The 22,103-nt window shown below is 70.8% G+C and carries 21 protein-coding genes; 6 read left to right on the top strand and 15 right to left on the bottom strand.

Annotated elements, in window-relative coordinates; all coding sequences use genetic code 11:
• Positions 1–43: 43 nt before the first annotated feature.
• The 13 genes from ABZ915_RS20700 to ABZ915_RS20640 all read right to left on the bottom strand — a co-directional run bounded on the left by ABZ915_RS20700 (position 44) and on the right by ABZ915_RS20640 (position 13,989).
• Positions 44–988, bottom strand: a complete 945-nt coding sequence (locus ABZ915_RS20700; RefSeq protein WP_361804788.1) for a Pro-rich N-terminal domain-containing protein — start codon at positions 986–988, stop codon at positions 44–46.
• Positions 989–1,170: 182 nt separating this feature from the next.
• On the bottom strand, positions 1,171–2,262 hold the full coding sequence (gene aroB / locus ABZ915_RS20695; protein ID WP_361804785.1) for a 3-dehydroquinate synthase: 1,092 nt from the start codon (positions 2,260–2,262) through the stop codon (positions 1,171–1,173).
• On the bottom strand, positions 2,259–2,774 hold the full coding sequence (locus ABZ915_RS20690; protein WP_361804782.1) for a shikimate kinase: 516 nt from the start codon (positions 2,772–2,774) through the stop codon (positions 2,259–2,261). The genes aroB and ABZ915_RS20690 overlap by 4 nt, the downstream gene beginning before the upstream one ends.
• The gene (gene aroC / locus ABZ915_RS20685; RefSeq protein WP_361804779.1) at positions 2,771–3,955 is read right to left on the bottom strand and encodes a chorismate synthase; all 1,185 of its coding nucleotides are present in this window, start codon (positions 3,953–3,955) and stop codon (positions 2,771–2,773) included. The genes ABZ915_RS20690 and aroC overlap by 4 nt, the downstream gene beginning before the upstream one ends.
• 164 nt (positions 3,956–4,119) lie before the next feature.
• Entirely contained in the window at positions 4,120–4,959 is an 840-nt protein-coding gene (locus ABZ915_RS20680; protein WP_361804776.1) for a shikimate dehydrogenase, read from the bottom strand.
• 48 nt (positions 4,960–5,007) lie between these two features.
• Positions 5,008–6,726 carry an endolytic transglycosylase MltG gene (gene mltG, locus ABZ915_RS20675; protein ID WP_361804773.1) on the bottom strand — a complete coding sequence of 573 codons (1,719 nt, stop codon included), beginning with the start codon at positions 6,724–6,726 and terminating at the stop codon, positions 5,008–5,010.
• Positions 6,727–6,849: 123 nt separating this feature from the next.
• The gene (gene ruvX / locus ABZ915_RS20670; RefSeq protein WP_361805126.1) at positions 6,850–7,314 is read right to left on the bottom strand and encodes a Holliday junction resolvase RuvX; all 465 of its coding nucleotides are present in this window, start codon (positions 7,312–7,314) and stop codon (positions 6,850–6,852) included.
• A 44-nt stretch (positions 7,315–7,358) separates the two neighbouring features.
• The gene (gene alaS, locus ABZ915_RS20665; protein ID WP_361804770.1) at positions 7,359–10,031 is read right to left on the bottom strand and encodes an alanine--tRNA ligase; all 2,673 of its coding nucleotides are present in this window, start codon (positions 10,029–10,031) and stop codon (positions 7,359–7,361) included.
• Positions 10,031–10,378, bottom strand: a complete 348-nt coding sequence (locus tag ABZ915_RS20660; protein WP_361804767.1) for a hypothetical protein — start codon at positions 10,376–10,378, stop codon at positions 10,031–10,033. Before ABZ915_RS20660 ends, alaS begins: the two co-directional genes overlap by 1 nt.
• 16 nt (positions 10,379–10,394) lie before the next feature.
• Entirely contained in the window at positions 10,395–10,829 is a 435-nt protein-coding gene (locus ABZ915_RS20655) for a DUF948 domain-containing protein (RefSeq protein WP_361804764.1), read from the bottom strand.
• Positions 10,830–11,012: 183 nt separating this feature from the next.
• The gene (rpsD, locus tag ABZ915_RS20650) at positions 11,013–11,627 is read right to left on the bottom strand and encodes a 30S ribosomal protein S4 (protein ID WP_361804761.1); all 615 of its coding nucleotides are present in this window, start codon (positions 11,625–11,627) and stop codon (positions 11,013–11,015) included.
• A 305-nt stretch (positions 11,628–11,932) separates the two neighbouring features.
• The gene (locus ABZ915_RS20645; RefSeq protein WP_361804758.1) at positions 11,933–13,288 is read right to left on the bottom strand and encodes a replication-associated recombination protein A; all 1,356 of its coding nucleotides are present in this window, start codon (positions 13,286–13,288) and stop codon (positions 11,933–11,935) included.
• A 44-nt stretch (positions 13,289–13,332) separates the two neighbouring features.
• Positions 13,333–13,989, bottom strand: coding sequence for a vitamin K epoxide reductase family protein (locus ABZ915_RS20640; RefSeq protein WP_361804755.1), 657 nt, complete (start codon positions 13,987–13,989; stop codon positions 13,333–13,335).
• Between the two features lie 143 nt (positions 13,990–14,132).
• Between ABZ915_RS20640 and ABZ915_RS20635 the strand changes: the two genes are divergently transcribed.
• Genes ABZ915_RS20635 through ABZ915_RS20620 form a run of 4 tightly spaced genes read left to right on the top strand, consistent with a single transcriptional unit; the run spans position 14,133 to position 17,612 of the window.
• Positions 14,133–14,999, top strand: coding sequence for an ABC transporter ATP-binding protein (locus ABZ915_RS20635; RefSeq protein ID WP_361804752.1), 867 nt, complete (start codon positions 14,133–14,135; stop codon positions 14,997–14,999).
• The gene (locus ABZ915_RS20630; protein WP_361804749.1) at positions 14,996–15,790 is read left to right on the top strand and encodes an ABC transporter permease; all 795 of its coding nucleotides are present in this window, start codon (positions 14,996–14,998) and stop codon (positions 15,788–15,790) included. Before ABZ915_RS20635 ends, ABZ915_RS20630 begins: the two co-directional genes overlap by 4 nt.
• Positions 15,787–16,992: a sensor histidine kinase gene (locus ABZ915_RS20625; protein WP_361805123.1), complete on the top strand. Its 1,206-nt coding sequence runs from the start codon at positions 15,787–15,789 to the stop codon at positions 16,990–16,992. The genes ABZ915_RS20630 and ABZ915_RS20625 overlap by 4 nt, the downstream gene beginning before the upstream one ends.
• Positions 16,989–17,612 carry a response regulator transcription factor gene (locus ABZ915_RS20620; protein WP_361804746.1) on the top strand — a complete coding sequence of 208 codons (624 nt, stop codon included), beginning with the start codon at positions 16,989–16,991 and terminating at the stop codon, positions 17,610–17,612. Before ABZ915_RS20625 ends, ABZ915_RS20620 begins: the two co-directional genes overlap by 4 nt.
• 57 nt (positions 17,613–17,669) lie before the next feature.
• On the opposite strand, the gene hisS is transcribed toward ABZ915_RS20620, so the two are convergent.
• A complete protein-coding gene (gene hisS / locus ABZ915_RS20615) occupies positions 17,670–18,932 on the bottom strand; it encodes a histidine--tRNA ligase (RefSeq protein ID WP_361804743.1) in 1,263 nt (420 codons plus the stop codon).
• Between the two features lie 13 nt (positions 18,933–18,945).
• A complete protein-coding gene (locus ABZ915_RS20610) occupies positions 18,946–19,662 on the bottom strand; it encodes an MBL fold metallo-hydrolase (protein ID WP_361804740.1) in 717 nt (238 codons plus the stop codon).
• Positions 19,663–19,831: 169 nt separating this feature from the next.
• Between ABZ915_RS20610 and ABZ915_RS20605 the strand changes: the two genes are divergently transcribed.
• Positions 19,832–20,662, top strand: a complete 831-nt coding sequence (locus ABZ915_RS20605; RefSeq protein ID WP_361804737.1) for a peptidylprolyl isomerase — start codon at positions 19,832–19,834, stop codon at positions 20,660–20,662.
• A gap of 145 nt (positions 20,663–20,807) precedes the next feature.
• The gene (locus ABZ915_RS20600) at positions 20,808–22,037 is read left to right on the top strand and encodes a DUF349 domain-containing protein (protein WP_361804734.1); all 1,230 of its coding nucleotides are present in this window, start codon (positions 20,808–20,810) and stop codon (positions 22,035–22,037) included.
• The last annotated feature ends 66 nt before the right edge of the window (positions 22,038–22,103 follow it).

The following is a 22,103-nucleotide window of genomic DNA, read 5'->3' as shown; positions in this document are numbered from 1 at the left end:
CGCGCCGTTTGTGGGGGCCGAGTGGGGTCCGGTCAGCCCGTGATCACCAGCTCGGCGGACTGGTGATGGCCCTCGCGAGCACGTCGTCGAGGACACGGGCCGTGCTCGGAACGTCCAGCTGTGAATTGTCGATGATCGGCAGGCCCGAGCCGTACCAGCCGGCCATGCGGCCGTGGATGCGGGCCACCTCCTCGTCGGTGAGGCGGCGGTTGCCGGTGCGTTCGGCGTTGCGTTCCAGGACGATGTCCAGGCCCGGGAGGAGGACGACGGGCAGCAGACCGGGGCCGACGTGCCGCTTCCAGCCGCCGAGGCCGACGACCGGGCGGTCCGGGAACACGGCGTCGTCGAGGATGCAGGAGATGCCGTTGGCCAGGAAGTTCCGCGCGGCGAAGCCGCAGGTGCGACGGGCCAGGCGGTACTGGGCCTCGGAGTTGTCGTTCCAGCCGGACTGCGGGTCGGCGAAGCCCGAGCGGACCCATTCGCGGACGTCGTCGAGGCTGATGTGGGCGGTGGGGACCCGGCGGTGGTCCGCCCAGTACTTGGCGACACTCGTCTTCCCGGCACCGGCGGGGCCGATCAGCAGCACGGCCAGGGTCGTGGCGGACGGGTCGTGGGCGGCGGTGGAGGGCGGCGGGCTGGGCACGGCGACCGGGCCGCCGGGGGGCAGCGGCACATGGCCGGTGGTGTCGGGGACCGGTTGCACGGACGGGTGCTGAGGGGCCTGGGGCTGAGGGGCCTGGGGCTGAGGGGCCTGGGGCTGAGGGGCCTGGGGCTGCGGGGCCGGGGGCTGCGCGGGCGCGGGCGGCACCGGTCCCGCGGAGGTGCCGTTGAAGCCCGGCGCCGGGGGCGGCGGGGGCACGGGCGCGGGACCCTGGTGGGCCCCCGGGTGGTGTGCTCCCGGGTGGTGTGCGGCCGGCGCCCAGTCGGCGGCCGGTCCCTGCCCCGGCTGGTGGGGCGGCGGCAGCTCAGACCCCACTGCGTGCTGCATCCGGTGCCACTCCGTCTCGTCCGTACAGGCAATTGACGCCGGCAGCGGGGCTGTCCCCGCTCCCTACCGAACGGTACCGTCCCCGGCCGTCGTTTGGTGAAACGGCCGGGGGCGGTGCGAAGTGCCCGCCCCGCGAGGTGAATCGGGCGGAAGGAGCAGGTGAGGACGTACCCCGCCGCCGCTTACTGCCCCACTTCGCCGTAGGCGGCGAGCAGCACCGCCGGGTCCGGTCCCTCCAGGACGGTCGGCTTGGCGAGGCCGTCGAGCACGATGAAGCGCAGCAGGTCGCCGCGGGACTTCTTGTCGACCTTCATCGCCTCGAGCAGCTTGGGCCACTGGTCGTAGCGGTAGTGCAACGGCAGCCCGACCGATTCCAGGACGGTGCGGTGGCGGTCGGCGGTCGCGTCGTCCAACCGGCCCGCCAGACGGCCGAGTTCGGCGGCGAAGTGCATGCCGACCGAAACCGCGGCGCCGTGCCGCCACTTGTAGCGCTCGTTCTTCTCGATCGCGTGGCCGAGCGTGTGGCCGTAGTTGAGGATCTCCCGCAGGCCCGACTCCTTGAGGTCGGAGGAGACGACCTCCGCCTTCACCCGGATCGACCGCTCGATCAGCTCGGCCGTGTGCGGCCCGGCCGGGGTGCGCGCGGCCTCGGGGTCGGACTCGATGAGCTCCAGGATCACCGGGTCGGCGATGAAGCCGGCCTTGATGATCTCGGCCAGTCCGGAGACGTAGTCGTTGACGGGCAGCGACTCCAGCGCGGCCAGGTCGCACAGCACACCGGCCGGCGGGTGGAAGGCACCCACCAGGTTCTTGCCCTCGGCCGTGTTGATGCCGGTCTTGCCGCCGACCGCCGCGTCCACCATGGCCAGCACGGTGGTCGGGACGGCGATCCAGCGCACGCCGCGCAGCCAGGTCGCGGCCACGAACCCGGCCAGGTCGGTGGTCGCACCGCCGCCGACGCCCACGATGACGTCGGAGCGGGTGAACCCGGACTGGCCGAGCGCCTTCCAGCAGTAGGCGGCGACCTCGGCGGTCTTGGCCTCCTCGGCGTTCGGCACCTGGATCGCGACGGCCTCGTAGCCCTGCTCGGCGAGGTCGGCGCGCAGGGCGTCACCGGTCTCGGCGAGGGCCTCGGGGTGGATCACCGCGACCCGCTTGACCCGGTCGCCGACCAACCCGGCCAGCTCACCGAGGAGCTGACGGCCCACCAGCACCTCGTACGGGTCGGTGCCCGCGGTGCCGGCGACCTGGATCCGCGTCACTGCCTCACTCATGCTTCTTTCAACTCCAGTGCGTCCAGGGCGGCTTGGGTGACCTCTTCGGGCGTGCGGCCGTCGGTCGGTACGACGGCCGTGGCGACCTCCTCGTACAGGTGCCGCCGCGCCTCCATCAGCTCGCGCCACTGCTTGCGCGGGTTGACGGCGAGCAGCGGACGGGCCACGTTGAGCCCGGTGCGCCTGACCGCCTCCTCGACGTCCATCGAGAGGTAGACCACGCGGTGCCCGGCGAGCAGGCCGCGGGTGTCCTCGTCGAGGATCGCGCCGCCGCCCAGCGCCAGCACGCCGTCGTGCTCGGCGAGGGCCCGGTGCACCGCCCGCTTCTCGACGGCGCGGAAGGCCGGCTCGCCCTCGTCCACGAAGATCTCGGCGATGGTCCGGCCCTCGGCGGCCACGATGTCGTCGTCGGTGTCCCGGTAGGCGACGCCCAGCCGCTCGGCCAGCAGCAGCCCGACCGTGGACTTGCCGACGCCCATCGGACCGACCAGCACGATCGACGGTCCGGTCATCGGATCGCGAGGTTGTCGAGGTACGAGCGCACGTTGCGGCGGGTCTCGGCCACGCTGTCGCCGCCGAACTTCTCGGCGACCGCGTCCGCGAGGACGAGCGCGACCATCGCCTCGGCGACGATGCCGGCCGCCGGGACCGCGGACACGTCGGAACGCTGGTGGTGCGCCTGGGCCGCCTCGCCGGTGGTGACGTCCACGGTCTGGAGGGCGCGCGGCACGGTCGCGATCGGCTTCATCGCGGCCCGCACCCGCAGCAGCTCACCCGTGGTCAGGCCGCCCTCGGTGCCGCCGGAGCGGCCGGACACGCGCCGGATGCCCTCGGGCGTGCTGACGATCTCGTCGTGCGCCTTGGAGCCGGGCACCCGGGCCAGCTCGAAGCCGTCGCCGATCTCGACGCCCTTGATCGCCTGAATGCCCATGAGGGCGCCGGCCAGCCGGGCGTCCAGCTTGCGGTCCCAGTGCACGTGCGAGCCCAGGCCGACCGGGACGCCGTAGGCGAGCACCTCGACCACGCCGCCGAGGGTGTCGCCGTCCTTGTGGGCCTGGTCGATCTCCGCGACCATCGCCTTCGACGCGTCCGCGTCCAGGCAGCGCACCGGGTCGGCGTCCAGCCTCTCCACATCGGCCGGCGTGGGGCACACGCCCGCCGGAGCCTTCGCCGAGGCCAGCTCCACGACGTGGCTGACGATCTCGATGCCGGCCGTCTCCTTCAGGTACGACCGGGCCACCGCGCCCAGCGCCACCCGGGCCGCCGTCTCACGGGCCGAGGCGCGCTCCAGGATCGGGCGGGCCTCGTCGAAGCCGTACTTCTGCATGCCGGCGAGGTCGGCGTGGCCGGGCCGGGGCCGGGTCAGCGGCGCGTTGCGGGCCAGGCCCGCCAGCACCTCGGGGTCGACCGGGTCGGCCGCCATGACCTGCTCCCACTTGGGCCACTCGCTGTTGCCCACCATGATCGCGACCGGGGAGCCGAGGGTGAGGCCGTGCCGGACGCCGCCCAGGAAGGTGACCTCGTCCCGCTCGAACTTCATGCGCGCACCGCGCCCATAGCCGAGGCGCCGCCGCGCGAGGTGGTCCGCCACCATCTCCGTGGTGACCGGCACGCCGGCGGGAAGACCCTCCAGCGTGGCGACGAGTGCGGGACCGTGGGACTCCCCCGCGGTCAGCCAGCGCAACCTGCTCAACGGTGCTCCTCAGTGCTCGCGCCCGGGTACTGCCCTGCGTACGCGTGTCCTCGTGTACGGCAACGGCGTGACCGGGTGCGCGGCGCCGGTCCGCCACCCCCGATCCTCCCACGTCCGGGACCTCGCCCGGCTCCCGGTCCAGAAGACGGACGCGGCGGCGGACGTCAGTGTGCGGCGAGCGCCTTCTCCCCGGCCCGGCGCATGGCCTCCAGGGGAGCCGGTGCGCGACCGGTCATCTGCTCCACCTGGAGCACCGCCTGGTGCACCAGGAGGTCCAGGCCGCTGACGACGGCGCCGCCGAACATGGACCAGCGTGCCGCGAGCTCGGTGGGCCAGGGGTCGTAGAGCACGTCGAACAGGGTCGTGGGCCGCTCCGGCACCGCGGCGGCGAGCGCGTCGGTGGTGCCCGCCGGGGTGGTGGCGATCACCAGCGGGGCGTGCAGCGCCTCGGCCGCGTCCGACCAGTCGGCCGTACGGACCTCGACGTCGAGCCGCTCGCCCCAGTGGCGCATCTCGGCGGCGCGTGCCTCGCTGCGGACGTAGGCGACGACCTCGCCGGTGCAGACCCGGGACAGGGCGGCCAGGGCGGAGGAGGCGGTGGCTCCCGCGCCGAGGACGGCCGCGGAGCCGACCTGTTCGATGCCGTGCTCGCGCAGGGCGGCGACCATGCCCGGGATGTCGGTGTTGTCACCGAGGCGGCGGCCGTCCTCGGTGAGGACGACGGTGTTGACGGCGTCCACGGAGGCCGCCGTCTCACTGATCTCGTCGACCAGTGGGATGACCGCGCGCTTCAGCGGCATGGTCAGCGACAGCCCCGCCCACTCGGGCCCGAGCCCGTCGAAGAAGCCGGGCAGTCCAGCCTCGTCGACCTCGAAACGGTCGTACGACCAGTCGGCGAGGCCGAGTTCGTCGTAGGCCGCCCGGTGCAGCACCGGGGAGAGCGAGTGGGCGATGGGCTTGCCGAGCACGGCGGCCCGGCGGGCGCCAACTACCTTTGTTGCCATGGGAACCTGTCCTTGAGCCCGCGCGTGATTCAGGGACGGCGCCCGTCGTCAGCCCTTCTTCCTCGACGCGTTCCACTGGTCGACCAGCTTCTGGTGTTCCGCGAGCGTCTTGGTGAATTCGCTGGTCTTGCCGTCCATCGAGATGAAGTAGTACCAGCCGTCGTGCGTCGGGTCGAGCGCGCCCCTGAGCGCTTCCTCGCCCGGGTTGTCGATGGGGCCCGGCGGCAGGCCCCTGACGAAGTACGTGTTGTAGGGATTGTTGTAATTGCGCAGCTCGGCGATCGACAGGTCGATCTTGCTCTGGTTCTTCACGTAGTTGTACGTGGAGTCGAACTCGAGCCTGCCGTTGGTCTGCGGGTTGCCGGGTACGAGGCGGTTGTAGACGACCTCGGCCATCTTGCGGAAGTCGTCATGGCTGGTGCCCTCGGCCTGGACGAGGCTTGCCACCGTCAGCAACTGCCAGGGGCTGTCGAGCCCCAGGGACTTGGCCTTCTTCACGAGGCCGAGCTCCTGGTACGTCTGATTGGCCTGGGAGACCATGCTCTTGAGGACGGCCTCGGGCTTCTGCCCCTTCGCGGCCGCGTAGCTGGACGGATAGAGGAATCCTTCCAGCGGATCCTTGAGGTTCGCGTGGCTCAGCGCCCAGTCGGGCAGGCCCAGTTTGCGGTAGTCGTTCTTCGCCACCTTCGCGGTGGAGCCCTTCGGCACCCCGAGGCGCTCGTCGATCTTCTCGTAGACCCGTACGTTGCGCTCGCCCTCGGCGATGACCAGGTTGCTGTGGCCCTTCGGGCTCAGCATCAGTTCGACCGCACTCGCGGCCGACATGTGCTTCTGAAGCGTGTAGACGCCGTCCTGGATACCCTTGCCATTGGGGTTCGCGCCGAGCGCGGAGACGAGCGCGTCGACACTCTCGACGACGCCCGCTTCCTTCAGCTTCTGCCCGATCGTGTAGCCGCCGGCGCCCTTGGGGATGACGACCGTGACCTGTTCGCCGTTCCCGGAGCCCGCGTAGTCCGGCGCCGCGCCGAAACGATCCTGGTAGAAGTGGTAGCCGAAGTAGCCGACACCGGCCAGGCCACCGCCGAACACCAGGCACACCACCAGGCAGGCGAAGCCGTTGCGCCCCTTCTTCTTGGGGCCCTTCCCGTTCTTGGAGCCCTTGCCGCCCGCGCGCCGGCCCTGTGGGGTGTCGTCTTCCTCGTCGTCCTGGTCGTCTCCGGCGAAGAAGGCGTGTTCGCCCTGGTCGGGACCGGGGTCCCAGCCGGTCTCCGCGTCCGGCTCCGCCTCGGCTTCCGGTTCGGGGCGCCGCTGGCCGGGGGGCTCCGGCGGGGGGTACGCGTCGGGCGTGCCGTAGAAGTCGGGCTGCTCCGCGCCGTACGCCACCGGCTGCTGGCCGTAGGGGTCGCCCGGATCCGCGGCGTAGGGCACGTGTCCGTGGGTGCCGGTGGCGTCCCAGCCGCCGCCCTGGTGGTACTGCTCCTGGGAATGACCGGCGTACTGCTGACCGTACTGCTGCTGTCCCTGCGCGCCGTAGTGCTGGTGACCCTGCCCGTCGTGGTACTGGTACTGCTGCTGGTCGTACCCGCCCTGCTGGTTGTGGCCCCAGTCACCGTACTGCTGCTGCTCCTGCGGGTGCTGCGGCTGGCCGCCGTAGGCAGACTGCGGGCCCACATGGGCCTGCTGCTGCCCTTCCCATCCGCCGTCCCCGAACAACGGGTCCTCCGGATGCCACGGTTCGGAGCCTTGGCCCCGGCCATACTCAGTCATCGATCCCCTAGAGCCGCGAGGCGGGCGGTCGCGCGGCTCGTGGGGCCCGCTGACGTTCCGCCTCTTGCTGTGCGGCGGCTGTTCGAAAACCGTCGCATCGCGCGGAACGTTACCGTATCGCGATCAGATGACCACTTCGACGCCCTCGCCGGGTGTATTACCTGACACCCGTTCGGATTCCAAGGCCTGTTGCAGAATGATCACGGCGGCCGCCTGATCGATGACGGAACGGCCCTTCTTGGACGTCACGCCGGAGGCGCGCAGCCCCTGAGTGGCCGTCACGGTCGTCATCCGCTCGTCCACGAGTCTGACCCCCACCGGCTGAATCATGCGTGCCATTTCCTGGGCGAAGCGACGCACCTTGGCGGCGGCCGGGCCCTCGCCCCCCTTGAGGGAGCGAGGGAGACCGACGACTACCTCGATCGGCTCGTACTCCTCGACGAGTTGCCTCAGCCTGCGGTGAGCGGCCGGGATGTCCCGCCCGGGGACGGTCTCCACCGGTGTGGCGAGGATCCCATCGGGGTCGCACGAAGCGACCCCGATACGGGCGTCCCCGACGTCGATCGCGAGTCGGCGTCCTCGGCGCATGGCCCGGCCCTCACCGCCTGCCGTGTTCTCGGGGTTCCCGGCGTTCACTTGGCCGTTTCCACCACGAGGCGCTCGACCGCGTCGACGGCCTCGCCGACGGCGGCCGGGTTCTGGCCGCCGCCCTGGGCGACGTCCGGCTTGCCGCCACCGCCGCCGCCGAGGGTCTTGGCGGCCGTGCGGACCAGGTCACCGGCCTTGAGGCCGCGTTCACGGGCGGCCTCGTTGGTGGCGATGACCGTGAGCGGCTTGCCGTTGTTCACCGTGAACAGGGCCACCACGGCGGCCCGTCCGCCCTGGATGCGGCCGCGCACGTCGAGGACCAGCTTGCGCAGGTCGTCGGGGGTCGTGCCGTCCGGGACCTGACCGGTGACGAGGGCGATGCCGCGGATGTCCTTGGCGGACTCGACCAGGCCGGCGGCGGCCTGGAGCACCTTCTCGGCGCGGAACTTCTCGATCTCCTTCTCGGCGTCCTTCAGCTTGCCGAGCATGGCGGAGACCTTCTCCGGGAGCTCCTCCGGCCGGCCCTTGATCAGCTCCTGGAGCTGGGCGACGACCGTGTGCTCACGGGCGAGGAAGTTGTAGGCGTCCACGCCGACCAGGGCCTCGATACGGCGCACACCGGAGCCGATCGAGGACTCGCCGAGCAGCTTCACCAGGCCCAGCTGGGCGGTGTTGTGCACGTGCGTGCCGCCGCACAGCTCCTTGGAGAAGTCGCCGATGGTCACCACGCGGACGCGCTCGCCGTACTTCTCGCCGAACTCGGCGATGGCGCCCTGCTTCTTGGCCTCGTCGATGCCCATGACGTCGGCGCGGACGTCGAGGTCGCGGGCGAGCACCTCGTTGATCTTCTGCTCGACGTCGGTCATCACGGCCGTCGGAACGGCGGACGGCGATCCGAAGTCGAAGCGGAAGCGGCCGGGCTGGTTCTCGGAACCGGCCTGGGCGGCCGTCGGGCCGAGGGCGTCGCGCAGGGCCTGGTGGGTGAGGTGCGTGGCCGAGTGGGCGCGGGCGATGGCCGTGCGGCGGCGGGCGTCGATCGAGGCGTGGGCCTTGGCGCCGACGGTGATCTCACCGACCTGGACGACGCCCTTGTGGACGTAGACGCCCGGCACCGGCTTCTGGCAGTCGCGGATCTCGATGACGGCACCGGTGTCGACCTTGATGCGGCCGGTGTCGCCGATCTGGCCGCCGCCCTCGGCGTAGAACGGGGTGCGGTCCAGGACGATCTCCACCTCGTCGCCCTCGGTCGCGGCCGGGGAGGAGACGCCGTCGACGAGGATGCCGACGATGGTGGTCTCGCCCTCGGTGTCCGTGTAGCCGATGAAGTCGGTCTCACCGGTCTTGTCGGCGATCTCGCGGTAGGCGCCCGCGCCGGCGTGGCCGGTCTTCTTGGCCTGGGCGTCGGCCTTGGCGCGCTCCCGCTGCTCCTTCATCAGACGGCGGAAGCCGTCCTCGTCCACGGAGAGGCCCTGCTCGGCGGCCATCTCGAGGGTGAGGTCGATCGGGAAGCCCCAGGTGTCGTGGAGCAGGAACGCCTTGTCGCCGGCGAGGACCGAGCCACCGGAGGCCTTGGTCTCCGTGACGGCGGTGTCGAGGATGTTGGTGCCGGCCTTGAGGGTCTTGAGGAAGGCGTTCTCCTCGGCGACGGCCACCTTCTCGATGCGCTCGCGGTCGGTGACCAGCTCGGGGTACTGCTGGCCCATCATCCGGATCACGGTGTCGATCAGGTCGAGGACGACCGGACCGGTGGCACCGAGGAGGCGCATGTTGCGGATGGCGCGGCGCATGATGCGGCGCAGGACGTAACCGCGGCCCTCGTTGCCGGGGGTGACGCCGTCGCCGATGAGCATCACGGAGGTGCGCATGTGGTCGGTGACCACGCGCAGGGAGACGTCCGAGTGGTGGGCGTCGCCGTAGGCCACGCCGGTCAGCTCGGTGGCCTTCTTGATGACGGCCATGGACGTGTCGATCTCGTACATGTTCTGCACGCCCTGCAGAATCATGGCGAGGCGCTCCAGGCCGAGGCCGGTGTCGATGTTCTTGCTGGGCAGGTCGCCGAGGATCTCGAAGTTGTCCTTGCCGATGCCCTCGCCCCGCTCGTACTGCATGAAGACGAGGTTCCAGATCTCCACGTACCGCTCGTCGTTGACGGCGGGGCCGCCCTCGACGCCGAACTCGGGGCCGCGGTCGTAGTTGATCTCGGAGCAGGGGCCGCAGGGGCCGGGGACGCCCATGGACCAGTAGTTGTCCTTCATGCCCAGGCGCTGGATGCGCTCCTTGGGCACGCCGACGACCTCGTGCCAGATGCGCTCGGCCTCGTCGTCGTCCTTGTAGACGGTGATCCACAGACGGTCGGCCTCCAGGCCGTAACCGCCCTTGTCCTGGGGGCTGGTGAGCAGCTCCCAGGCGTACTTGATGGCGCCTTCCTTGAAGTAGTCGCCGAAGGAGAAGTTGCCGCACATCTGGAAGAACGTGCCGTGGCGTGTGGTCTTGCCGACCTCTTCGATGTCGGGCGTGCGCACGCACTTCTGCACGCTGGTGGCGCGGGCGAAGGGCGGCTTGACCTCACCCAGGAAGTAGGGCTTGAAGGGGACCATGCCGGCCGGGACGAGGAGCAGAGTCGGGTCGTCCGCGATGAGCGACGCCGAAGGGACGACGGTGTGACCGCGCTCCTCGAAGAAGCTCAACCAGCGGCGGCGAATCTCAGCCGACTCCATCAGTGGTCCTCATTCCGGTTGTACGAGTACGTCGTGTTCTCGACGTACTTCGGGTTGCTGCGGTCGTTCTCGATGGCGGCGTGCCGCCGGGGCGCGGGGAGTTCGGGATCCGCGGCGATACCCAGTGCGTCTCCCAGCTCGGCCTCCCGCTGCGCCATGTTGTCGCGGACGTCGAGCGCGAAGCCGACCGCGCGGTGCTTCAGGCGCTGGCCGGTCTCGAGTGCCTTGTTCGCCGCGCTGGCGGCGAGGCTCTCGGGGGTGAGCTGCTTCAGCTTGCGGTTGACCTTGGTGGTGGCCCACACACCGGCGGCGACACCCGTGCTGAACCAGAACGTACGGCGGAACATCGCTCGGTCTCAGTCCTTACTTCCGCTTGCGACGTGCGGCGGGAACCGTGCGGCCCACGATCACGGTACGCCGGGGCGACTTCGCGGGCACGTCCTCCTTGCGGCCGCCCAGGGCCCGGCGCACGCCGTAGCCGAAGGCCGCGACCTTCACCAGGGGGCCGCCGAAGGTGGAGGCGACGGTGGTCGAGAGCGCGGAGGCGTTCGACGTGACCTCCTGGACGTCGGAGGCGATCGCGTCGACCCGGTCGATCTGGGTCTGCGCGGAGCGCACCGCCGAGGAGGCGTCGGCCAGCAGCGGGACGGCCTGGTCGGTCACGTCCGCCACGAGCTTGGTGGTCGCCTTGAGCGTCTGGGCCAGCCTCGCCAGCGCGACGGCGAGGAAGGAGACCAGGATCGCCCAGAAGACGGCCACCAGGATTCCGGCCACTTCTCCACCGGACACTGTGCGCACCCGCTCCCTGAAACGTGCTCTGGACATCGAGAAAGTCGTGCACCGAGCCTATCGCGCCGGGGGTGGCGCTCCGTACCGGATTACCTCCCGGGGGCGGGACAATCACGAAAGCCCGCCGCCTCGCCCGCCCGGAAGGGCGGGGAGACGGCGGGCTGACGCTGAGGTGCTACACCCGGCTGGTGATCAGCGGGCGTAGTACTCGACGACGAGCTGCTCGTCGCAGATGACCGGAACTTCCTTGCGGTTCGGCTCGCGGTCCAGGCGGAAGGCCAGGGCGCGGAGGTTCACCTGGAGGTAGCGGGGGGTCTCGCCGTCGGGGGCGAAGCCACCCTCACGGGCGATCTGGAAGAGCGTCTTGTCCTTGGACCGGTCACGGACCTGGATGACGTCGTCCGGGCGCACGCGGAAGGAGGGCTTGTCCACCTTCTGGCCGTTGACCTGGATGTGGCCGTGGACGACCATCTGACGGGCCTGGTAGATGGTGCGGGCGATGCCCGAACGCAGGACCAGCGCGTCGAGACGGCGCTCGAGCTCGACGATCAGGGCCTCACCGGTCTTGCCCTGAACCTTGGAGGCACGGTCGTAGGCGCGGACCAGCTGGCGCTCGGAGATGTCGTACTGAGCGCGCAGACGCTGCTTCTCGAGCAGACGGACCTTGTAGTCCGAGTTCTGCTTGCGGCCACGGCCGTGCTCACCCGGCGGGTAGGGGCGGGCCTCGAAGTACTTGACGGCCTTCGGGGTCAGCGCGATGCCGAGCGCACGCGACTTCTTGACCTTGGGGCGGGACTGGTTCGCCACTGTCTCTGTCTCTTTTCTGAATTTCCGGCTTGTCAGTGTCGAGGGAGGTCGCATCCGCAGCCGGGGAAACCCCCCTCGTCCTGACGGACGGGGCGGGCAGCCGCTCCCCTGGTCTGGGCACATACGTGCAGCACGCGAGTGGCCCACCGACCGTACCCGGGATATCGGGTGGTGGTGGGCTGCCCGCGACACCGTTCGACGGTGCGCGACGCTCCTGGAGCCGGTCCGCGAAGGACCGGGTCTCCGGCTGGCTGTCCCGCTCTGACGGCACGGGACTCAGCACTTCGAGGCAGTCTACAGGGCGCTCAGGACCGCTTGCGACCGAGGTGCTTGCGGGTCCACTCGACGGCGTCCGCGTACCTCGCCTCGGCGCCGTGCCTGCCCGGCGTGTAGTACTCGCGTTCCTTGATGGCGTCCGGCGCGTACTGCTGCTGGGCGATGCCCTCGGGCAGGTCGTGCGGGTACACGTACCCCTGCGCGTGCCCGAGTTTGGCCGCGCCCTTGTAGTGCCCGTCCCGCAGGTGCGCCGGCACCGGGCCGGCCAGGCCCCCCCGCACGTCGTCCAGGGCGGCGCCTATCGCGGTGGTCGCGGAGTTGGACTTGGGCGCCAGGGCGAGGGCGATGGTGACGTGGCTGAGGGTGAGGGCGGCCTCGGGGAAGCCGATCATGGCGACGGCCTGGGCGGCCGCGACCGCGATCGGCAGGGCGTTCGGATCGGCCAGACCGATGTCCTCGCTGGCGGAGATCATCAGGCGGCGGGCGATGAAGCGGGGGTCCTCGCCGGCCTCGATCATCCGGGCCAGGTAGTGCAGCGCGGCGTCGACGTCCGATCCCCGGATGGACTTGATGAGCGCGCTGGCGACGTCGTAGTGCTGGTCGCCGTCGCGGTCGTACTTCACCGCCGCCCGGTCGACCGTCTCCTCCAGCGTCGCCAGGGCGAGGTCCGTCTCGCCCTTGTCGAGCGCGGCCCCCGCGGCGGCCTCCAGGGCGGTCAGGGCGCGGCGGGCGTCGCCGCCGGCGATGCGCAGCAGGTGGTCCTCGGTGTCCTCGGGGAGGGTGACGGCGCCCCCCAGGCCGCGCTCGTCGGCCAGAGCCCGCCGGACGAGGCCGCGCAGGTCGTCGTCGGTGAGGGGTTCGAGGGTGAGCAGGAGGGAGCGGGACAGCAGCGGGGAGATCACCGAGAAGTACGGGTTCTCGGTGGTGGCCGCGATCAGGGTCACCCAGCGGTTCTCGACCGCGGGGAGCAGGGAGTCCTGCTGGGCCTTGCTGAAGCGGTGGATCTCGTCCAGGAAGAGGACGGTCTCCTTGCCGAAGCCGCCGGTGGCCCGGCGCGCGCCGTCGATGACCGCGCGGACCTCCTTGACGCCCGCGGTGATGGCCGACAGCTCCACGAAGCGCTTGTCGGTGGCCTTGGAGACGACGTACGCCAGGGTCGTCTTGCCGGTGCCGGGCGGCCCCCAGAGGATCACCGAGGACGGTCCGGCGGGGCCGCCCGCGCCCTCGCCGACCAGCCGGCGCAGGGGCGAGCCGGGCTTGAGCAGGTGCTGCTGGCCCACCACCTCGTCGAGGATGCGCGGGCGCATGCGCACCGCCAGGGGACTCGCGGCGGGGTCCTTCTCCTGGCGTTCTTCTGCTGCGGCGGTGAACAGGTCGGGTTCCACGCAAGAAACCCTAAGTCACCCCACTGACAATCCCCTCAGGGCTGTCAGCTGGTCCAGAAGTCCCACCAGCGGGTCAGGACCAGCATGCCGATGATGCCGACGTGCAGCACCGGCATCACCCAGGTGAACTCGTCGAAGAAGCCCTTCAGCCAGCGTGGGACGGGCAGGAAGTCGTTGCGGATGTTGAACGACGTCACGTACCAGAACATCGTGATCGTGGCGACCCAGGCCAGCGAACACCACAGGCACAGCGCGTTGATCCGGTACAGCGACTGGAACTGCAACCAGGTGCAGAAGGCCACGCCGAAGAGCGTGCCGAAGTTGAAGGTGAGCCAGTACCAGCGCGGGAAGCGGGCCCGGGCGAGCAGGCTCATGCCGACGCAGATGACGATGCCGTAGCAGACCAGGCCGAGCATCGGGTTGGGGAACCCGAAGGCCGCGGCCTGCTTGCTCTCCATGACGCTGCCGCAGGAGACGACCGGGTTGAGGCTGCAACCGGGGGTGAAGGTCTTGCCCGCGACCTTGGCCTCGAGGATCTTGAACTTGTCGATCGTGATGACCCACGCGGCGAGCAGTCCGGCCGCGCCGGTGATCACCAGCAGCAGGGCGAACGCACGGCTGCCCCCCACCGTGCGCGGCACGGCGTCGGCCTCGTCCGGCCCGGGCTCCGTGGAGACGTCCTTGACTGTCGTCTTGCTCATCACGCCGATCCGTCGCTTGAGGATTGGACCTTCTTCGGGCACGGTCATTGTGCCGCACCCAGGCCTCTGTCCACCGTTCGGTGGACATAAGGAGGTACGCACGGTCGTCCCGGAGCGTTCGGTTCCGGCCGAAGCTCGAGGGCATGACAGCACACGCGAACGATTTCGCGGTGCACGTACGGGGGCTGCGCAAGCAGTACGGGGACGTGACCGCGGTGGACGGCATCGATCTCGGCATCCGGCGCGGGGAGGTGTTCGGCCTGCTCGGGCCGAACGGCGCGGGCAAGAGCACGACGGTGGAGATCCTCCAGGGCAACCGCACCCGGGACGCGGGCGAGGTCTCGGTCCTGGGGGCGGATCCGGCGACCGCCACGCGCGCGTGGCGATCCCGTGTAGGAATCGTCTGGCAGGACGAATCGGCACCCGCCGAGTTGACGGTCCGCGAGACGGTACGGCATTTCGCCCGCTACTACCCCCGCCCGCGTGACTCGGAGCAGGTCATCGGCCTGGTCGGGCTGGGGGCCAAGGCCGACAGCCGGATCAAGGGCCTCTCGGGCGGTCAGCGCCGCCGCCTCGACGTGGCGCTCGGCGTGATCGGCGGTCCCGAGCTGCTGCTCCTGGACGAGCCGACGACCGGCTTCGACCCGGCGGCCCGCCGGCAGTTCTGGGACCTGATCCGGCTGCTGGCCGACGAGGGCACGACGATCGTGCTCACCACGCACTACCTGGAGGAGGCCGAAGCCCTCGCGGACCGGCTCGCGGTGGTCGCCCGCGGCCGGGTCGTCGCCGAGGGCGAGCCCGGCGAACTGCGCGGACGGTACGGCACCGGCGCCACGGTGACCTGGACGGATCCCGACGGCTCCGCGCGCGCGGAGCACACGGACACGCCGACGAAGACGGTCGCGGCGCTCGTGGAGCGCTTCGACGGCGAGATCCCGGGCCTGGCGGTGAGCCGCCCCACGCTGGAGGACGTCTACCTCCGGCTGACCGGACAGGAGGCAACCCGATGACGACCTGGTCCCTCGGTCTCAGCCGCGGCGCGCTGGAGATCAAGCAGTTCTTCCGGCAGCGCGAACAGGTGGTGTTCACCTTCGCCTTCCCGGTCGTCTTCCTGTTCCTGTTCGCGTCGATCTTCCACGACGACGTCCACGGCAGCGGTGTCACCGCCTCCCAGCTGTACGTCCCCGCGATGATGGCCTCCGGGATCATGTCGACGAGCTTCCAGTCGCTGGGCATCTCGATCGCCGTGGAGCGGGACCAGAAGGCGCTGCGCCGGCTGCGCGGCACGCCGATGCCGCCGACGGCGTACTTCCTCGGGAAGATCTGGCTCGTTCTGTTCACCGGCGTGGTGGAGACGGTGATCCTGCTGCTCGTCGGCACCACGCTGTACGGCGTCGACCTCCCGTCGGACGCGGGCCGCTGGCTGGACTTCGGATGGATCTTCGTGCTCGGGCTGACCGCGTGCGCGCTGCTCGGCATCGCGATCAGCTCGGTACCCCGGTCCGCGCAGAGCGCGAGCTCCGTCGTGGTGCTGCCGTTCCTGGTGCTCCAGTTCATCTCCGGGGTGTACATCTCCGTCGCCACGATCCCCGGCTGGATGCTGGACGTGGGCGCCCTGTTCCCGCTGAAGTGGCTGTGCCAGGGGCTGCGGGGGGTGTTCCTGCCGGATTCCGCGCGGGTCCTGGAGCAGGCGGGCAGCTGGGAGTTCGGACGGATCGCCCTGGTGCTCACCGCCTGGTGCGCCGCAGGATTGGCGCTGTGTCTGCTGACCTTCCGCTGGCGGGACCGGCGCACCGGATGACCGACCCGGACGCGGCCCGCGACGTACACGCCTGGGACCGCACGATCCGGCTCTGGGACCTGTACTTCGCGATCGCCTGGCTGGCCACCCTCGCCTTCGTGCTCGCCGCCAGGCATCCCGGGTGGCCCGTCCGCGCCGTCGCCGCCGGGCTGCTCGTCCCGCTGGTGCCCTGGTACGCCGTGGTGGGCCGCACGCTGGTCCAGGAGGACCCGCCGGAGGAACGGAGGACGTTGCGCTACCTCGGTGTGGCCATCGCGCTGTTCCTGCCGTCGGCGGTCCTGGTCGGCGAGACGCGGCTGATGGCGTTCGCGCTCGTCCCCCAGTGCTTCATGACGCTCAGGATGCGGCGGGCGCTGGTGGCGGTGACCGTCATCAACCTGGTGCCGGTGGCGGGCTGGGCGCTGCTGTGGCGGCCGGACGGCCGGGACATGTTCGCCAACGCGCTGTCCGCCGGGGTCACCCTCGTCTTCTCGGTGGTGGTCGGCAGCTGGATCATCCGCATCATCGAGCAGAGCTGGGAACGGGCCGAGCTGATCGCGGAACTGGACGCCAGCCGCCACGAGGTCGCCCGGCTGTCGGCGGCGCACGGCGCGCTGGCCGAGCGGGAGCGGATGGCGCGCGAGATCCACGACACCCTCGCGCAGGGCTTCACCAGCCTGCTGATGCTCGTCCAGGCGGTCGAGGCCGAGCTGGACGACGACCTCCCGCAGGCCCGCCGCCATCTCGCGCTGATGGACGCCACGGCCCGCCAGAACCTCGCCGAGGCCCGGGCCCTCGTGGCCGGGGGCGCGCCGGCCGACCTCGACGGCGCCTCGCTGCCCGACGCGCTGCGCCGGCTCGCGGCCCGGCACGGGGTGACCGTGGAGGTGACCGGTCCGGTGCGACCGTTGCCGGCCGGTCCCGAGGTGGTCGCCCTGCGCTCCTGCCAGGAGGCGCTGACGAACGCCCGCCGGCATGCGGGAGCGTCGGCGGCGGTCGCCATCGAACTGACATACGCGGACGCGGCGCTCACCCTCTGCGTCCACGACAACGGACACGGCTTCGACCCGGCCGCCGTCCGCGCCGGGTACGGTCTGGCCGGGCTGCGGGCCCGGGCCGCCGAGGTGGGCGGGACCGCCTCGGTCCGCAGCGCGCCGGGCGACGGGACGACGGTGACCGTACGCCTGCCCGTCCCCGCCACCATGAGGAGTGACGCCCCGTGATCCGGATCGTCCTGGCCGACGACCACCCCGTCGTCCGGGAGGGCCTGCGCGCGATGCTCAGCGCCGAGCCCGACCTGGAGGTCGTCGCCGACGCCACGAGCGGGCCGCAGGCGGAGGCGCTGGCGGCCGAGCTGCGGCCCGACATCGTGCTGATGGACCTGCGGATGCCGGGCGGCGACGGGGTCGACTCGATCGAGCGGATGAGCGAGGCCGGGCTGCCCTGCCGGGTGATCGTCCTGACGACGTACGACACGGACCGCGACATCCTGCGCGCGGTCGAGGCCGGGGCCGCGGGCTATCTCCTCAAGGACCTGCCCCGGGGCCGGCTGGCCGACGCGGTACGCGCCGCCGCGCGCGGCGAAACGGTGCTGGCCCCCTCGGTGGCGGCCCGCCTGGTGGACCAGCTCCGCGCCAAGCCGGAGCGCCCCCGCCTGTCCGCCCGGGAGACCGCGGTACTGCGCCTGGTGGCCGAGGGCTGCACCAACGCCGAGATAGGCCGACGGCTGTTCATCGGCGAGTCGACGGTCAAGACCCACCTGCTGCGCGTCTTCGGCAAGCTGGGAGTGGACGACCGAACCGCGGCGGTCACCTCGGCCCTACGCCACAACCTCCTCGACTGACCCCACCCGCTCCCCCGTAGGGGCGGCGGGGAAAGGTCCCGCGCCGCCCCGTCCGGTTCAGCTCAGCCGTGACTCCAGTTCGGCCACGATCTCGTTGAGGCCGACGGCCGTCTGCTCGCCGCTCTCCATGTCCTTGAGCTGGACGACACCGTCGGCGAGGTCACGCTCACCGGCGACGACCGTGTACCGGGCCCCGCTGCGGTTGGCGTTCTTCATGGCGCCCTTCAGCCCCTTGGCACCGTAGGAGAAGTCCGCCGCGATGCCGACCTTCCGCAGCTCGGTGACCTTGGCGAACAGCACCCGCCGGGCCTCCTCCCCGAGCGGCACCGCGAAGACGCTGGTCGCCGAGGGAAGGTCGAGCTCGACGCCCTCCGCCTCCAGGGCCAGCACCGTACGGTCGACGCCGAGGGCCCAGCCCACCGACGGCAGCGCGGGCCCGCCGATCATCTCGGACAGCCCGTCGTAGCGGCCGCCGCCGCCCACGGCGGACTGCGAGCCCAGACCGTCGTGCACGAACTCGAAGGTCGTCCGGGTGTAGTAGTCCAGCCCGCGCACCAGCTTCGGGTCGTCCTCGAAGGCCACGCCCGCCGCGCTGATCAGCTCGCGCACCTCCTCGTGGTACGCCTTGCACGCGTCGCACAGATAGTCGCGCAGCAGCGGCGCGTCCCCGAGCTGCTTCTGGACCGACTCCCGCTTGTCGTCCAGGACGCGCAGCGGGTTGATCTCGGAGCGGCGCAGGGTGTCCTCGTCGAGGTCCAGGCCGCGCAGGAAGTCCTGAAGCGCGGCCCGGTACACCGGCCGGCACTCCTTGTCGCCCAGCGAGTTCAGCAGGATGCGGAAGTTCCTGAGCCCGAGCGAGCGGTACGCCTGGTCGGCCAGGATGATCAGCTCGGCGTCCAGCGCCGGGTCCTCGGCCCCGATGGCCTCCGCACCGACCTGCGAGAAGTGCCTGTAGCGGCCCTTCTGCGGGCGCTCGTAGCGGTAGTAGGAGCCGGAGTACCAGAGCTTGACCGGCAGGTTGCCCGCCTTGTGCAGGTTGGCCTCCAGCGCGGCCCGCAGCACGGAGGCCGTGCCCTCGGGGCGCAGGGCCAGCCGGTCGCCGCCCTTGGTCTCGAAGGCGTACATCTCCTTGGTCACGATGTCGGTCGACTCACCGACTCCGCGCGCGAAGAGCTCGACGTTCTCGAAGCCGGGCGTCTCGACGTAGCCGTAGCCGGAGTTGCGCAGCGGCGCGGCGATGGCCTCGCGGACCGCCAGGTACTTCGCGGAGTCCGGCGGAATGAGGTCGTACGTGCCCTTGGGGGCCTTGAAGGTGCTCACGGGAAGTCTCTCGTCACATTCCTCGTCGGGGAGCGGAGGGTCCTCCGTCCGCTCCCGGGCCGGCGGCCACCTGCCGCAGATACGGGTTGGTGGCGCGCTCCTGGCCGATGGTCGTGTAGTCGTTGTGACCGGGCAGCACCACGGTGGAGTCGTCGAGCGGCAGGACCACGCGGGCCAGGGACTCGAGCATGTCGTCCATGGAGCCACCGGGGAAGTCGGTGCGTCCGATGGAGCCGGCGAACAGCAGGTCGCCCGAGAAGAGGATGGGCGGGATGTCCGCCGCCTCGGGCAGGCCGAAGGTCACCGACCCCTTGGTATGGCCCGGGGCGTGCGCCACGGAGAGCTCCAGACCCGCCAGCTCCAGCTTGACGCCGTCGGCCAGCTCCTTGACGTCGTCCGGCTCCCCCACCGTCAGCTCGCCCATGAGCGGCATGCCGATGGAACGGCCGATCGCCTTCTCGGGGTCGGTCATCATGTACCGGTCCTCGGGGTGGATCCACGCCGGTACGTCGTGCGCGCCGCACACCGGGACGACCGAGGCCACGTGGTCGATGTGGCCGTGGGTGAGGACGACGGCGACGGGCTTGAGCCGATGCTTCTTCAGCGCTTCCTCGACTCCGTCGGTGGCCTGGTGGCCCGGGTCGATGATCACGCACTCCTCACCGGCGGCGGGGGCGACGAGATAACAGTTCGTCCCCCAGGCCCCGGCGGGGAACCCGGCAATGAGCACGATCGTCCTTCGTTGTGTCGATTACAGGCCGCTTCAGCTGCTGTCGAAGCCTACCGGCGCTGCCGTTTCCTCAGCGAACCCATATACGGTACGGGGCTACACGCACCCGTCGGCTCACAGGACGCACGCGTACCGGTCGACGGCACGACACGCATGAGGAGAGAACCCGGTGGTCAGCCAGGAGCAGCGGCGGCGTCAGCTCGCCCGGGAGAAGTTCTTGCGGCAGCAGCAGCGGCGCACCAGCGCGCGGCGCAAGGAACGCATGCGCAACTCCGTGATCGCGTCGGTGCTCGGCGTGGTCGTGATCGGCAGTGTCGCGCTGTACACGACCGGGGTGCTGAAGAACGACGACGACAAGGCGAGCAACGCCAGTTCGGACGTCACGCCCAGCGCCTCGGCCCCCACCCCCAGCAAGGCTCCGGACCCGTGCGAGAAGGCCGCCAAGGGCTCCGTGCAGAAGCTGAGCTGGAAGAAGGAGCCGGCGATGACCATCGACACGTCGGCGAAGTACACGATGAAGCTGGCGACGACGTGCGGTGACATCGGCATCGCGCTCAAGACGTCGGCGGCCCCGCACACCGCGAACTCGTTCGACTTCCTCGCGGGCAAGGGCTACTTCGACCACACCAAGTGCCACCGGCTCACCACCAACGGCATCTACGTGCTGCAGTGCGGCGACCCGACGGGCACGGGCAGCGGCGGTCCGGGATACACGATTCCCGACGAGAACCTCAAGGACAAAAGCCTCAAGGGCAACGTCTACCCGGCGGGCACGATCGCGATGGCGAACACCGGGCAGAAGCACACCGGTGGCAGCCAGTTCTTCCTGGTCTACCAGGACAGTCAGCTGCCGCCCAGCTACACACCGTTCGGTACCGTCGACGCGGCGGGCATGAAGGTGCTGAAGAAGATCGCCGCCGCGGGCGAGAGCACGGGCCAGGGTGACGGCGCTCCGAACGCGACGGTCGTGATCAACAAGGCGACGGTCACGAAGTCCTGACGGCCGAGGCGGCGGCCAGCGGAATTTCGGTCGCGCTGGATGCGGACAGGTCACCCGCTGGTCGCCTATGTTGGCCGTGACGAAACTGTGGACGATGCCCGGGGGAGCTTCAGGCCCCCCGCAGGCATCATGTGGAGGAGGCGCTGTGAGCAGCGACCCGTGGGGCCGCGTCGACGAGACGGGGACCGTGTACGTGCGTACGGCCGATGGCGAGCAGGTCGTCGGTTCCTGGGCGGCCGGCTCCCCTGAGGAGGCGCTTGCCTACTTCGAGCGCAAGTACGAGGGCCTGGTTGTCGAGATCGGCCTCCTCGAGAAGCGAGTGCAGACCACCGACCTGTCGGCGAAGGACGCGCAGACCGCCATCGACCACCTCCGGGAGCAGGTCGAGGCGCACCACGCGGTCGGCGACCTGAGTGCTCTGCGGGGCCGCCTCGACAAGCTCGTGGAGACGGTCGAGGCGCGGCGTGAGGAGCGCAAGGCGCAGCGGGCCAAGCAGTCCGACGAGGCCCGCAAGGCCAAGGAGGACCTGGTCGCCGAGGCGGAGCAGCTGGCGCAGTCCGACCAGTGGCGGGCCGCCGGTGAGCGGCTGCGTTCCCTGGTGGACACCTGGAAGGGTCTGCCGCGTCTGGACCGCAAGTCGGACGACGAGCTGTGGCACCGCTTCTCGCACGCCCGCTCGGCGTTCTCCAAGCGCCGCAAGGCGCACTTCGCGCAGCTGGACGCGCAGCGCGAGGAGGCCCGCAAGACCAAGGAGAAGCTGGTCGCCGAGGCCGAGGCGCTGTCCGGTTCGGCGGACTGGGGGCCGACGGCGGCCCGCTACCGCGAGCTGATGGCGGACTGGAAGGCCGCGGGCCGCGCCCAGCGCGAGCACGAGGACGACCTGTGGAACCGCTTCCGCGGTGCCCAGGACGTGTTCTTCGCCGCCCGCAGCTCGGTGTTCGCCGAGCGGGACGCGGAGCAGTCGGAGAACCTGAAGCTGAAGGAGGAGCTGGCCGAGGAGGCCGAGAAGCTCCTGCCGATCACGGACCTCAAGGCCGCGCGGGCCGCCTTCCGCTCGATCAACGAGCGCTGGGAGGCCATCGGCCATGTGCCGCGCGACGCGCGGCCCAAGGTCGAGGGCCGGATGCACACCGTCGACCGGGCGATCCAGGAGGCCGAGGAGACCGAGTGGCGCCGGACGAACCCGGAGGCACGCGCGCGTGCCGAGGGCCTCACCGGCCAGCTCCAGGGCGCCGTGGACAAGCTGACGGGCCAGATCGAGCAGGCCCGCGCCCAGGGCAACGCCGCCAAGGCCGACAAGCTCGAGAAGGAGCTGGAGGGCCGCCAGGCGCTCCTGGACCAGGCGCTGAAGGGTCTGCAGGAGTTCGGCGGCTGACGACCTCCCACACGCGCGTGAGGGCCCCGTACGACGATGTACGGGGCCCTCTCGTCCTGCCCGGCG

This window comes from Streptomyces sp. NPDC046915 (genome assembly GCF_040644935.1).
Classification (GTDB): domain Bacteria; phylum Actinomycetota; class Actinomycetes; order Streptomycetales; family Streptomycetaceae; genus Streptomyces.
The sequence above is the reverse complement of the archived record's forward strand: the minus strand, read 5'-3'. Positions and strand labels throughout refer to the sequence as shown.

What these genes read in the sequence shown, in the direction of transcription:
- ABZ915_RS20700 (WP_361804788.1), bottom strand. Translation starts at nt 988, where the DNA reads ATGCAGCACGCAGTGGGGTCTGAGCTGCCGCCGCCCCACCAGCCGGGG.
- aroB (WP_361804785.1), bottom strand. Translation starts at nt 2,262, where the DNA reads ATGAGTGAGGCAGTGACGCGGATCCAGGTCGCCGGCACCGCGGGCACC.
- ABZ915_RS20690 (WP_361804782.1), bottom strand. Translation starts at nt 2,774, where the DNA reads ATGACCGGACCGTCGATCGTGCTGGTCGGTCCGATGGGCGTCGGCAAG.
- ABZ915_RS20680 (WP_361804776.1), bottom strand. Translation starts at nt 4,959, where the DNA reads ATGGCAACAAAGGTAGTTGGCGCCCGCCGGGCCGCCGTGCTCGGCAAG.
- mltG (WP_361804773.1), bottom strand. Translation starts at nt 6,726, where the DNA reads ATGACTGAGTATGGCCGGGGCCAAGGCTCCGAACCGTGGCATCCGGAG.
- ruvX (WP_361805126.1), bottom strand. Translation starts at nt 7,314, where the DNA reads ATGCGCCGAGGACGCCGACTCGCGATCGACGTCGGGGACGCCCGTATC.
- alaS (WP_361804770.1), bottom strand. Translation starts at nt 10,031, where the DNA reads ATGGAGTCGGCTGAGATTCGCCGCCGCTGGTTGAGCTTCTTCGAGGAG.
- ABZ915_RS20660 (WP_361804767.1), bottom strand. Translation starts at nt 10,378, where the DNA reads ATGTTCCGCCGTACGTTCTGGTTCAGCACGGGTGTCGCCGCCGGTGTG.
- ABZ915_RS20640 (WP_361804755.1), bottom strand. Translation starts at nt 13,989, where the DNA reads ATGAGCAAGACGACAGTCAAGGACGTCTCCACGGAGCCCGGGCCGGAC.
- ABZ915_RS20635 (WP_361804752.1), top strand. Translation starts at nt 14,133, where the DNA reads ATGACAGCACACGCGAACGATTTCGCGGTGCACGTACGGGGGCTGCGC.
- ABZ915_RS20630 (WP_361804749.1), top strand. Translation starts at nt 14,996, where the DNA reads ATGACGACCTGGTCCCTCGGTCTCAGCCGCGGCGCGCTGGAGATCAAG.
- ABZ915_RS20625 (WP_361805123.1), top strand. Translation starts at nt 15,787, where the DNA reads ATGACCGACCCGGACGCGGCCCGCGACGTACACGCCTGGGACCGCACG.